Source organism: Actinospica sp. (assembly GCF_035552695.1).
GTDB lineage: Bacteria > Actinomycetota > Actinomycetes > Streptomycetales > Catenulisporaceae > Actinospica.
In genome coordinates this window covers 1-12871 of sequence record NZ_DASZKT010000259.1, presented here as the reverse complement: position 1 = coordinate 12871, position 12871 = coordinate 1, and the positions used below count along the sequence as shown (strand labels likewise).

Below are 12871 nucleotides of genomic sequence, written 5' to 3'. Positions count from 1 at the left end.
ACTCCCAGAGTGAGTATCCGTACTGTGTGGCGCGTGCCGTGCCGTACATGCGGACGTAGCGGCCGGTGCCGGAGACGGTCAGCGACTGGTTGCCGCCGGTTCCGGTTGTGGTGGAGTAGATCGAGGTCCAGGTCGAGTTGTTGCTCGAGACCTGAATCTGGAATCCGGTCGCGTACGCCGCCTCCCAATCCAGGGTGACGGAATTGATCTGCGCCGACGCGCCGAGGTCGACCTCCAGCCACTGTGGGTCGCTGAAGGCGCTCGACCAGCGCGTGCCGGTGTTGCCGTCGGTCGCGGCGGACGGCGGGAACGTGGTGTTCTGCTCCGACGACGCGGTGGTCGGCTGGCCCTGGGAGAGCAGCACCGGAGCCGCGTGCGCGGGTGCGGCCGCGACGACGAGCGCGGTGACGGAGAGTATGACCGCTGAGACGGTCGCGATCAGGGCTTGGACACGGGGTCGCAGTCCTGGTGGTTTGTGCCCGGGAAGTCGCGTCATGCCTGCTCCAGAGGTGAAGGCGTTCGAGTGGGTCGGCAGTCAAGCCTGGAGAGCGCTCTCCAGGCTACGGCCTGTCTAACGCCGTGGTTCTGACGCGTCAACGAATTCTTGAAGTTCCGGAACTCACGGAACCTAAGCGGGCGCGGGTGAGTGCGGTGGCCGTGCGCACGATGCTGGCGATGGCGGCCTCCGGGTCGAGGCCGTACAGGTCGGTGAGACTGAACAGGGCCTCGGCGCTGACGACCACGGCCAGGTCGTTCTTGAGCTGTGCCAACGCGGCGGCGTCGGGGGCGGCCGGGCCTTCGGTGACCGGGGCGAGCGCGTGGTCGATCAGGCCGAAGCGCAGGCCGGGCCGCGCGCCGGCCTCGCCCGGACGCGCGACGGTGGCCGCGATCATCGCGCGGACCACGCCCTGCCGGGCCAGGACGTGGCGCAGCAGGAACTCCGTGGCCGCGGCGATCCGTTCGACCGCGTCGGACGAGTCGGCGACCGTGGCGAGCGCTTCCTCGGGCGTGGGCAGCTGATCGGCGATCGCCTCCCGCAGCAGGCTCGCCAGGTCGGGGAAGTAGCGGTACGCCGTCGCCTCGGACACCAGGGCGGCCTCGGCGACCTCGGGCATCGTCACCTCGCGGCCGGTGCGGCTGAGCTCGGCCGCCGCGCGCACGATCGCGGTGCGGGTGCGCAGCTTCTGATTGACGCGGCCGGTCATCGGCTGCTCCTCCTTCACGGTCGGCCTGCATCCTAACAAGCGTGCTCCAACGATGAGAGTTCTGTCGCAGGGATGGGCCGACCGTGTCCGTCTCGATCCGGAAGGCGCCGCGACTACGCCGGCTTGATCACGTTCGTGACGAAGTCGGAGACCGCGCCGAGCACTGCCCCGGGCCGCTCGATCTGCGGCAGGTGGCCGGCGTCCGCGATCGGCGCGAAGTGCCCGTTGCCGAACGCCTTCGCGTAGCCGCGGCCGTAGTCCAGCGGAGCGACGCCGTCCTGCTCACCCCAGATGACCAGCGTGGGCAGGCTCACCCGGTGCAGTCGGCCGCGCAGCTTCGGGTCGAAGCTGAAGTGCTCCCCGCCGTATATCGCCAGGGTCTTCTGGTTGGCCCCCGCCGCGGCCCGCTGCTCGGCGGTGAACGAGGAGAAGTCCGGCCGCAGCGCCTCGTTGGCGAACGACAGCTTGCCGAGGTCGGCCAGGTCGATCGTGCGCACGTCGACGACCTGGTTCTCCTTCCGGTAGGCGTGGATGCCGACCGCGTTCACCAGCACCACGGCGCCGAGCCGCCCGCGGTTGTCCCGCAGCGCCATCTCGGAGGCGATCCAGCCGCCGATGGAGTTGCCGATCACCATGACGGTGGTCAGATCCAGCACGTCGAGCAGGTCCAGGTAGGCCGAGGCCAGATCGGCGATCGAGTCGGCCCACTCCGGGCGCGGCGTGCCGTCGAAGCCGGGGTGGGTCGGCGTGATCACGTATGCGTGCTCTGACATCGCCGCCGAGAAGCCGGCCATGGTGCGCGGCCCGGCGCCGCCGTGCAGCATCAGCACGCCGGTGCCCTCGGTGTTCTCGCCGAACTCCTGGATGGTGACGGACAGGCCGCCGGGCAGTTCGATCGTCCGAATGTTGGTGGTCATGTGAAACTCCTTCGTGAGGGCTGACTCGCATAAGAGTAGAACACTCGCACCGATTCGTGCAAGTGGGCTCTCACGAAGAATCGGAAAGGGCCGGTTCCGCCCCCGTCGAGACGGAGGCGGAACCGGCCCCTCACCGCGCCTGATCAGGCCTTTGGGCGCGGCCGGCCGCTAGATGCGATCGGCCGAGATCAGCAGGTACTGGAAGCTCCGCTCCCGGTAGCCGGCCAGGAACGCCTTCTCGATGCCGGTCGCGATGGACGACTTCTCGCGCAGCTCCCAGTACGGGATCGTCGCGTCGGTCAGGTCGAAGACGTTGACCGGGACGAGGTTGTTCGCGGCGAGCGCGGCGAAGTAGCGGCTGCGCGGGTGCACCCGGCAGCTGTAGTGCTCGTCGATCGTGCGCACGGCCTCGGACTGCTCGCCGAGCGTGTCGTTGTAGCACCCCGTGATGCACACGTACCGGCCGCCGCGCGGCAGCAGCCGGGCGAACTCGGCGAACAGGTCGAACACGTCCACGTACATCGTGGTCTCGTCCGTCCAGATGCCCTGCCGCGAGCCGTCCGGCAGGCCGGTGTTGAGCATGTTCTTGAAGTGGAAGCGGACCTGGTCGGTCACGCCGCGCTGCGCGGCCTGCTCGTTGGCGAAGTCCACCTGGTACTGCGAGATCGACACGCCGTCCACCTGGCAGCCGAAGCGATGGTTGGCCAGGAAGCTCAGGCCGCCGCGTCCGCTGCCGCCGTCCAGCAGCCGGTCCCCGGCGCCGAGCGGGCCGAGGTGGTCGAGCAGCAGGTCGGCCTGCGCGTGTTCGAGCCGGTGCAGCTCGCGCAGCGTACGCTCGTCGCGCGTCTCCTCCGGGCCCTCGAGCACCGACGGGTCCACCGCGCCGACGCCGTAGTGGTGGTGGTAGAAGCCGTCGATCTCGCCGAGCGCCAAGTTGACGCGGTCCGTGCGGCGGGTGTCCCACCAGGCGGCGACCTGGCGCTGGTACTCGGTGGTCAAAACCTCGTCGCGGGTTTCCGTGATCGACATGGGGCTCCTCCGAAAGTGGTGGGGTCTGTCAGTCATTCAGCGCGATCACGGGTCGCTTCGCCAAGGCGCATGCCACGCCGGATGTGTCGCGCTTCGCGGCCCCCGCGATCACCCGCGGCGCGGCGTCCGCGCAGGTCGCCGCGCTGGATCCGGCGCACGACGCCGACGTAGGGGAGCGGCGAAGCGCGACAGATCGGGGCGCGCCTTCGCCTTGTCGGCGGGCGCGCCGCGCGAGTTGATAAGGACATGCCGACGACGGATCAGGACGCTCTATCCAGCCTCAGCACCCAGGCCGCGCGCAATCTGGCCACCACCACCAAGACCGTTCCACAGATGCAGGGCATCAGCTCGCGCTGGCTGCTGCGGAAGCTGCCCTGGGTGAACCTTTCCAGCGGCACGTACCGAGTGAACCGGCGGCTGGTGCTCGAGGCGGGCCGCGGCCGCGTCGCCTTCGAGCTGAACGGCGCGGACGACGTGCGCATCATCCCCGGCACGCTGCGCGAACTGCCGATCCTGCACGGCTTCCCGGACGACGAGCTGCTCGCCGAGCTGGCCGCCGGCTTCCGGCCGCGCGACTTCCGGGCCGGGGACGTGCTGGCCACCCAGGGTGCGCCGATCTCAGAGGTCTTCATCATCGCGCACGGCCGCGTCGAGCTGCTCGGAAACCTGCGCTACGGCACGTCCGGCGTCGTGCGCGTCGTCGCGGACGGCCACTCGCTGGGCGACGAGATGACCGGGCAGGACGGCGAACCGGTGTGGGCGCACACGCTGAAGGCCACGACGTCGGGCACGCTTATGGTGCTGCCGCGCACGACCTTCCAGCGGCTCTACGATTCCTCGGACGCGCTGCGTCGGCAGATCGCGGACTTCGAGGACAGGGCGTCGCGGCCGACGGACCGCAAGGGGCAGGCCGAGATCGGGATGAGCGCCGGCCACGCGGGTGAGCCGGTGTTGCCGGGGACCTTCGTCGACTACGAACTCTCCCCGCGCGAGTACGAGCTCAGCCTCACGCAGACCGTGCTGCGGGTGCACACGCGTGTCGCGGATCTCTACAACGACCCGATGAACCAGACCGAGGAGCAGCTGCGCCTGACGGTCGAGGCGATCCGCGAGCGCGAGGAGTGGGAGCTGCTCAACAATCGCGAGTTCGGGCTGCTGCACAACGCGGATTACAGCCAGCGGATCAACACGCACTCGGGGCCGCCGACCCCGGACGACATGGACAGCCTGCTGAGCATGCGCCGGTCCACGAAGCTGTTCCTCGCGCACCCCAAGACCATCGCGGCGTTCTTCCGCGAGTGCAACAAGCGCGGGCTGTACGTGGACGCGGTGAACATCGACGACCACCGGATCCCGGCGTGGCGCGGTGTGCCGATCTATCCGTGCGGCAAGATCCCGATCTCGGACACGCACACCAGCTCGGTCGTCGCGCTGCGGACCGGCGAGGACAACCAGGGTGTCGTCGGGCTGCATCAGGTCGGGATTCCCGACGAGTACTCGCCGGGCCTCAACGTGCGCTTCATGGGCATCGACGAGAAGGCGATCATGTCCTACCTGGTCACCGCGTACTACTCGACGGCGATCCTGGTGCCGGACGCGATCGGCGTGCTGGAGAACGTGGAAATCGCGTCGTGAGCGGGTTCCTGCTCGCCGGGCCGACCGGACTCGGGACCAGCGCGCTGCGGCTCGGCTCGCGAAGGCAGGAGCCTGAGGAACCTCCGGCCGCCGAGCCCGGGAGATCCGCGTCCTTGCACGTGCCGCCGCTCTACTGCCCCGATGCCGTGCGCGACGACTCGGCGCTGGGGGAGGAGGTCAACGAGCGGCTCGTCGCGTGGGCCGAGGAGGTCGGCATCTTCCAGGGGCGGCTGGAACGGCTGCGCAGCCACAACTTCGGCCGGCTGTTCATGCTCGCGCATCCCGGCTGCGACGACGCGGACCGGCTGCTGATCGCGGCCCGCTGCGGTCTCGCGGAGTGGTCCGTCGACGATCACTGGGTGGACGAGGGCGAGGACACCGATCCGCAGCTGCTCAGCGCGCGGCTGGCGATGGCGCACGCCGTGGTGGATCCGGTCCGGCTGCCGCCCGCGTACATGGGCCACTTCGAGAAGGTGGTGCAGGACGAGCCGGTGCTGCGCGCGTTCCGGTCGGCCCTCGGATATCTGAACACGATCGCCTCCCCGACGCAGGTGGCCCGGTTGCGGCACGAACTGGCCGTGATGTTCGTCGGCTACGGCCTGGAGGCCGAGTGGCGGGCGAGCGGCCGGTGGCCGGCGGTCTGGGAGTACCTGCTGCACCGCTACGAGAACGCGTTCTATCCGTGCATGGTGCTGATCGACCCGGTGGACGGCTACGAGCTGCCCGCCCACGAATTCGCCGACGCGCGGGTGCGGCGCGTGTACCTGTACGCGGGCGTGGCGAACGTGCTGCTCAACGACCTCTACTCGATGCACAAGGAGGATCCGACCGATACCAACCTGCCGACCGTCATCGCGGCCGAGGAGAAGTGCTCGCTGCAGGAGGCGATCTACCGGGCCGCCGCGATCCACGACGAGATGATGCACACCGTCGAGGCCGAGTGCGCCGTGCTGGCCGAGCTCGGCTCGCCGCAACTCGCCCGCTACGTCAAGGGTGTGTGGAACTGGATGGGTGGCAGCAAGGAATGGCACGCCACCAGTCCGCGATACAACGGAGGGTCCTGAGAAAGGAGTGCGCACCGGAGCGTATGGAACGGTGCGCGTGCTTACCAGACGCTGCCGAACAGTATTGACGTGAGTGGCGTTCATCGATGAATACTGAATCACGTGGGACGGACGAATGAGGCGCTGCGGGAACTGCTCGTCGAGGCGCGCTGGACGGGGGACGCACTGGCCAGACAGGTCAACGTGCTCGCGCAGGAGATCGGCCTGTCCACCCGCCTCGACCGGCGGTCGGTCAGCCACTGGCTCGCCGGCCGTCGCCCGCGTGCGCCGCTGCCGGACCTGATCGCGGAGGCTCTCGCGCGACGTCTCGGGCAGCCGGTCACGGCGGCCTCGGCGGGCCTGTCCACGCCCGCCGTCGCTCCCGCGGATCCGAAGGCCGATCCGCTCGACATGCTGGTGCTGCTGTGCAAGCTCACCGAATCCGGCCAGGAGACCGGCCAGGGCGGCGTGTACAGCCTCGCGGACGTGGCCGGGGTGCACGCGTGGCCGGCGGACGACCTGTTCCAGCCGCCGTTCCGGGAGGCGCGCGGCCCGCGTCTTGAGCCCGAGCACGTCGTCGCGGCACAGCAGATGGCACAGGTCTTCAAAGGCGCCGACAGCGTATTCGGGGGCGGATATGCCAGGGCGGCGCTGGCGCGCTATCTGGCTTATGACATAGCCCCGCGACTGTGCGCCCCCGCGCGGCGGGAGACGCGCCGGCGGATGTTTTCCGTCGCGACAGAACTCGCATATCTGTGCGGTTTCATGTGTTTCGACGACGAGCAGAACGCGTTGGCGCAACGCTATTACATCGCGGCACTGAAGCTCAGTATCGAGAATGAGGACCCGCTCGCGTACGCCGTCACGTTGCGGGCGATGTCCGTGCAGGCGCGCGCGCTCGGCCACGTCCGGGAAGCGCTCTACCTCGCGGAAGCGGCCGTCGCGAGTGTGCGGGACTGCGGCAGCGAGGTGTCGGATCTGCGACGTGCGGCCTTCTACGGCCCGCTCGCGGTGGCGGCCGCCGCGCAGGGGGATCGGGAGGCGGCGTTGGCCGCCCTGAGCTGCGCGGAGCGGCTGGTCGGGGGCGCGGCGGCGGCGGAGGTCGGCGAGCCGCGGCAGCTCGGCCGGTACCACGCCGCGTCACATGCGTATCAGGAAGCTGCCGTCCGCGCCCTGTTCGGCGACCGCTCCGGCGCGATCAGGAACCTGTCCGAGTCCGTCCGCCGCCGCTCGGCCGACGAACGCCGTTCCCGCGCGATCACCTTGGCCGGTCTCGCGGAACTGCACCTCGATCAGGGCCACCTCGACGAGTCGATCGCCGCCTGCCACGCGTTCATCGACGACTATCCCCAGCTGAGATCCAGTCGCGCGCAAACCGCCCTGAACCACCTCACCGCCCGGCTGCGCGCGCACGCCGGCCACCACAGCGCCCGCCAACTCCTGGTCCGCGCGGCCGCCGTCTCACGGCCCGCCGGGTAGTCGAGAGGGCGCGCTCCGCGACAACACGCCCACGACATGTGGGGTGTGCATTTTCCTGGATCACTAGATATGGTGGTCCGCGCGCCGTGCTCGGGTCTTCGGGTACGGATCGTCGACGCGCGAGGGAGACGGTAGTGACGGTCACAGAGGTCGGCACGGGGGAGCGGATCATCGGACTTTCGGGCAAGCCCCGGAACGTCGAAGGCCTCGAGCACGCGGTGGCCGAGTGCGCGGCCGACCTGCCCGACGTCGATCCGCTCCGGGTGGCCGGAAAGACCGTCAGCGGACTGCACGAGGGCGCCACCGCGGGCGAGGCCGCGCGGCTCACCGTGCAGAGCGCGGTCGAGCTGATCGGTGAGGAACCGCAGTACTCGAAGCTCGCCGCCCGCCTGCTGTCCCGGGTGATCGCCGCCGAGGTCGCCGAGCACGCGGTCGCCACGTTCAGCGAGTCCATCGCGCTCGGCCACGCCGAGGGACTGATCGGTGACGAGACCTTCGCCTTCGTCGCCGCGAACGCAGCAGCCTTCGACGCGGCCGTCGACCTCTCCGGTGATCTGCGTTTCGAGTACTTCGGGCTGCGCACGGTCTACGACCGGTACCTGCTGCGGCAGCCCGTGGCCCGCGACGTGATCGAAACCCCGCAGTACTTCCTGCTGCGCGTGGCCTGCGGTCTGTCGCGCACGCCGGACGAGGCGATCGACTTCTACCGGCTGCTGTCCTCGCTCGCCTACCTCCCGAGTTCTCCGACCCTTTTCAACTCGGGCACCCGGCACACCCAGATGTCCTCGTGCTACCTCGTCGACTCCCCGCGCGACGAGCTGGACTCGATCTACGACCGCTACCACCAGGTCGCGCGGCTGTCGAAGTTCGCCGGCGGCATCGGCATCGGCTTCTCCCGGGTACGCTCGCGCGGCGCGCTGATCCGATCGACGAACGGCAAGTCGAACGGCATCGTGCCCTTCCTGCGCACGCTCGACTCGTCCGTCGCCGCCGTCAACCAGGGCGGCCGACGCAAGGGCGCCGCGTGCGTCTATCTCGAGCCCTGGCACCCGGACATCGAGGAGTTCCTGCAGCTGCGCGACAACACCGGCGAGGACGCGCGTCGCACGCACAATCTGAACCTGGCCAACTGGATCCCCGACGAGTTCATGCGCCGGGTCGAGGCGGACGGCGTGTGGTCGCTGATCGACCCGGACCGGGTGCCCGAACTGCCCGACCTGTGGGGTGAGGCGTTCGACGCCGCGTACCGGGCCGCCGAAGCCGAAGGCCGCTACGTGCGCCAGGTCTCGGCCCGGGAGCTCTACGGACGGATGATGAGGACGCTGGCGCAGACCGGCAACGGCTGGATGACCTTCAAGGACGCCTCCAACCGCCTCGCCAACCAGACCGCGAAGCCGGAGAACGTCGTGCACCTCTCCAACCTGTGCACCGAGATCATCGAGGTCTCCTCCGACGCCGAGACGGCTGTCTGCAACCTCGGCTCGATCAACCTGGCGGCGCACCTGACCGCGACGCGTGACGGCATCGACTGGGATCGCCTGCGCGCCACCGTCCGCACGGCAGTGACGTTCCTCGACCGCGTCATCGACATCAACTACTACCCGAGCGAGCAGACCGCCGCCTCGAACCCCCGCTGGCGGCCGGTGGGCCTGGGCATCATGGGCCTGCAGGACGTGTTCTTCGCGCTGCGCCTGCCCTTCGACGACGACCAGGCCCGCGCGCTGTCCACCCGGGTCCAGGAAGAGATCTACCTCACCGCGCTCGAGGCCTCCGCCACTCTCGCCGAGGCGCACGGCCCGCATCCCGCGTACGCCGACACCCGTGCCGCCACGGGAATGCTGCAGCCCGACCTGTGGAACGTCGCCACCTCACCCGAGCTGACGGACCGTTGGACCGCGCTGCGCACTCGCATCGCCGCCACCGGCGTCCGCAACTCCCTGCTCATCGCCATCGCCCCGACCGCCACCATCGCCTCGATCGCGGGCTGCTACGAGTGCATCGAGCCGCAGGTCTCCAACCTGTTCAAGCGCGAGACGCTCTCCGGCGAGTTCCTGCAGATCAACACCGCGCTGGTGAACGAGCTGAAGGAACTCGGCCTCTGGATCCCGGAGATCCGCGACGCGATCAAGCGCGCCGAGGGCTCCGTCCAGGACATCCCCGTCCTGCCCGACGAGGTCAAGGCTCTGTACCGCACCGCCTGGGAACTTCCGCAGCGTGCGCTGATCGACATGGCCGTGGCGCGCGGCCCGTTCGTGGACCAGTCGCAGTCGCTCAACCTTTTCCTGTCCGCGCCGACGATCGGCAAGCTCTCCTCGATGTACATGTACGCGTGGAAGGCGGGCCTGAAGTCCACCTACTACCTGCGCTCACGCCCGGCCACCCGCATCCAGCAGGCGACAGTCGGAGCGGGCGGAGCCATGAGCACAGTCGGAGCCCAGGCCACGGCCCCGTCTATCGAGCAGATCGACGCCGTCGCCTGCTCCCTGGAAAACCCCGAGTCCTGCGAAGCCTGCCAGTAATCCGTCCAACCCGAGAAAGAGACCGATCATGCTGCTGGACCCGGGTATGGACCTGACCCTGCGCCCCATGCGCTATCCGCGCTTCTTCGACCGCTTCCGTGACGCGATCAAGAACACGTGGACCGTCGAAGAGGTCGACCTGCACTCCGACCTGACCGACCTGGACAAGCTCTCCGCGGCCGAACGCCACCTGGTCTCACGCCTCGTCGCGTTCTTCGCGACCGGTGACACGATCGTCGCCAACAACCTCGTGCTGAACCTCTACCAGCACGTCAACAGCCCAGAGGGCCGCCTCTACCTCTCGCGTCAGCTGTTCGAGGAGGCAGTGCACGTCCAGTTCTACCTGAACCTGCTCGACACCTACGTGCCCGACGACGACGAGCGCGCGGCGGCCTTCGCGGCCGTCGAGAACATCCCCTCGATCCGCCGCAAGGCAGAATTCTGCTTCCGCTGGATCGACTCGCTGCACAACCTCCGCAGCCTGCAGACCAAGGAGGACCGCCGAGCCTTCCTGCTCAACCTGATCTGCTTCGCGACGTGCATCGAAGGACTGTTCTTCTACGGCGCCTTCGCGTACGTATACTTCCTGCGCTCGCGCGGCCTGCTGCACGGCCTCGCGTCCGGCACGAACTGGGTCTTCCGCGACGAGTCGATGCACATGGCGTTCGCGCTCGACGTCGTCGAGACCGTCCGCACCGAAGAACCCGACCTGTTCGACGACAAGATGGCCGCGCAGGTACGCGAAATGCTGGCCGACGCAGTGGACTGCGAGACGAAGTTCGCCGAGGACCTGCTCGACCAGGGCGTGCCCGGCCTGCCGCTCGCCGACATGCGGACGTACCTCGAGCATGTCGCCGACCGCCGCCTCGCGCAGTTGGGGCTCGAGCCGCTCTACAACTCCCCGAACCCGCTCGCCTTCATGGAACTGCAAGACGTCCAGGAGCTCTCGAACTTCTTCGAACGCCGCGTCTCCGCCTACCAGGTCGCCGTCGCCGGCACCGTGGGCTTCGACGACGAGTTCTGATCTCGTTCCAGTTCCGCTCCGCCGTGCACAGGCGTCGCCACGATTGCCTACACTCGTCCTCGTCTCCTGAGGAAGGAATCGTGGCGATGCACAACGACGCGTGCCGAACGCCGTCGGATGGCCAGGGCGAACCGCGGGTCGAGGCAGAGGGCGAACTCGCCGTCGCGCGACTGAACCTCGACGGCGGCGATCCGGAGCACGCAGCCGTGCACGTCGCCCAGGCCCTGCACCACGATCCGACGTGCGAGCAGTGCTACACGATGATCGACGAACTCGCCGGATACGCCGCGGGGCTCGAGGAACTGGCCAGCTGGTTCTCGATCGGCGAGCCGATGTACCTCGGCGGCGCGGTCGCGCTCGCGGTGCTGCGGGCCAGGGCCGGCCAGTACGCGATGGCCATCGAGACACTCGGCCAGATCACCGCGATCCGTCCCGACCTCCCGTGGTGCGCGGCGCCCTGGTTCGGCCCGCACGTTGCCGAGCGGGTCACCGGCCGGGAGGCGGCCGTCGCGGTCAGCCACTTCGCGAGCGGCCTGCCCGACCCGGCTCCCGCCGAACTGGCCGAAGTCCAGGCGCCCTGGCTCGAATTCGCCCGCGCCGTCGCCGCGCAGCCGGAAACGACGGCTCAGGCCCTCGCGATCCTGTCCACCCTCGCGCGGCGAATAGGCGGACTCGGCGAGGCGATCGCGTGGTGCACACGCTCCGAGATGATGGACCGAGACGGAGCCGGCGAGGGCGAAAGCCAAGTCGGCGCACTCATGCTCGGCTTCGCCTACCGCAGCGCGGGCCGTCCGCACGAGGCGATCGACGCATGGGAGCGCGCGCTCGAACTCGACCCGACCAACATCGACCTCTACATCGACATGGCCGAAACCTGCATGCAGCAGGACGACCACCCGCAGGCGATCACATGGGCCGAGCGCGCGATGCAGTACGACCCGGAGCACGTGAAGCCGCGCGGCGTGCGGCTCGCCGCTCTCTATACGCAGTCGGACTACACCGACGGACCGGCGCTGGCGGCCCTCCAGCGGCTCGCGCAGGAGAACCCCGAGCACCCGTACCCGCGGCACCTGCTCAACCTGGCCCGCCAGAACCGGCCGTGGATCGGTTCGGTGCCCTGGCCCACCGAGGCCACGTCCGGTCTGCTGGCCCAGATGCTCGACGGCAGGATGCCGAGCGACGCCCCGTTCGACTCCGACCCGCGCCTGAGTACCACGAGCCTGGAAGCCCCGAGCCCCAACGCCCTCGTCCGCGCCTACTTCCCGGGTCTCGCGATCGACGCGGGCAGCATCCCGGAACCGGACATCCGCATCCCCGTCAGCACCGCCTTCGGCACCCCGCTGTGGACGTACCCGGGCGGTGACGTCACCGAGGCGTCCACCGTCACCCCGCCAAGCGCAGGAGCGGTGACCATCCTGCGCGCCGTCGCCGGCCCGGGCAGCTGGAGCGACCCGATCAGCGCCTTCGACGGAGCCGCCGAACTCGGCAAGCTCGGCGAGCGGGACCTGCTCGGCCTGGTCGCCCACATCCCGACCCCGGACGACGAATCCTGGGTGCAACGCTGGCACGCCGGCCCCGCCTACTGGGCCCGCATGGCCCAGGCATGGGCCTGCCTCGGGATCCTGCATTTCCGCGCCGAAGAACCCTGGCGCAGCTCACGTCGCAGGACCCTGCTGCTGCGCCTGCTGTTCGGCAACGAGGACTGGAGCGTCGACGCCGCCGCCTTCGCCCTCTACGTCAGCGCCCTGCTGCACGAGGACCAGCGCCCCGACATCGCCGCCGCCATCGGCGCCCGCTACCTGCACGCCACCCTGGCCTTCGCCGTCCGCCCCACGGAGCTCCAAGAGCCGATGGCCCACATCGTCCTGGCCTGCCCCGGCATGCACCCCCGGCTGGTCAAGTACGCCCACGAAATGCTCGCCCTCAAGCGCGCCGCCGACCGCGACCAGCCCTCCACCCCCAAATCGCTCTCCGACGCCGACGCCCTCGACTGGGCCAACCAACTGCTCTCCTCCTGCCT

Annotated in this window: 10 protein-coding genes; 6 read left to right on the top strand and 4 right to left on the bottom strand. The window is 69.3% G+C overall.

All coding sequences use genetic code 11. The features are described from left to right. The 4 genes from VG296_RS29425 to VG296_RS29410 all read right to left on the bottom strand — a co-directional run. The coding region (locus VG296_RS29425; protein ID WP_325571697.1) for a discoidin domain-containing protein at positions 1-496 on the bottom strand (496 nt) is incomplete at its 3' end. Between the two features lie 97 nt (positions 497-593). After that, on the bottom strand, positions 594-1223 hold the full coding sequence (locus VG296_RS29420) for a TetR/AcrR family transcriptional regulator (protein WP_325571694.1): 630 nt from the start codon (positions 1221-1223) through the stop codon (positions 594-596). A 95-nt stretch (positions 1224-1318) separates the two neighbouring features. Then, on the bottom strand, positions 1319-2122 hold the full coding sequence (locus VG296_RS29415) for an alpha/beta hydrolase (protein WP_325571692.1): 804 nt from the start codon (positions 2120-2122) through the stop codon (positions 1319-1321). 168 nt (positions 2123-2290) lie between these two features. Then, positions 2291-3151: a geranyl diphosphate 2-C-methyltransferase gene (locus VG296_RS29410; RefSeq protein WP_325571690.1), complete on the bottom strand. Its 861-nt coding sequence runs from the start codon at positions 3149-3151 to the stop codon at positions 2291-2293. A 246-nt stretch (positions 3152-3397) separates the two neighbouring features. Between VG296_RS29410 and VG296_RS29405 the strand changes: the two genes are divergently transcribed. From VG296_RS29405 to VG296_RS29380, 6 genes are all read left to right on the top strand, one after another. Further along, entirely contained in the window at positions 3398-4786 is a 1389-nt protein-coding gene (locus VG296_RS29405; RefSeq protein ID WP_325571688.1) for a family 2B encapsulin nanocompartment shell protein, read from the top strand. Then, entirely contained in the window at positions 4783-5850 is a 1068-nt protein-coding gene (locus tag VG296_RS29400; protein WP_325571686.1) for a family 2 encapsulin nanocompartment cargo protein terpene cyclase, read from the top strand. Before VG296_RS29405 ends, VG296_RS29400 begins: the two co-directional genes overlap by 4 nt. Positions 5851-5952: 102 nt before the next feature. Continuing rightward, complete coding sequence (locus tag VG296_RS29395) at positions 5953-7308, top strand: hypothetical protein (protein WP_325571684.1); 1356 nt, start codon at positions 5953-5955, stop codon at positions 7306-7308. 59 nt (positions 7309-7367) lie between these two features. Continuing rightward, positions 7368-9827, top strand: coding sequence for a ribonucleoside-diphosphate reductase subunit alpha (locus VG296_RS29390; protein ID WP_414641149.1), 2460 nt, complete (start codon positions 7368-7370; stop codon positions 9825-9827). Positions 9828-9855: 28 nt separating this feature from the next. After that, positions 9856-10851 carry a ribonucleotide-diphosphate reductase subunit beta gene (locus VG296_RS29385; RefSeq protein WP_325571680.1) on the top strand — a complete coding sequence of 332 codons (996 nt, stop codon included), beginning with the start codon at positions 9856-9858 and terminating at the stop codon, positions 10849-10851. A gap of 86 nt (positions 10852-10937) precedes the next feature. Beyond that, the coding region (locus VG296_RS29380; RefSeq protein ID WP_325571699.1) for a tetratricopeptide repeat protein at positions 10938-12871 on the top strand (1934 nt) is incomplete at its 3' end.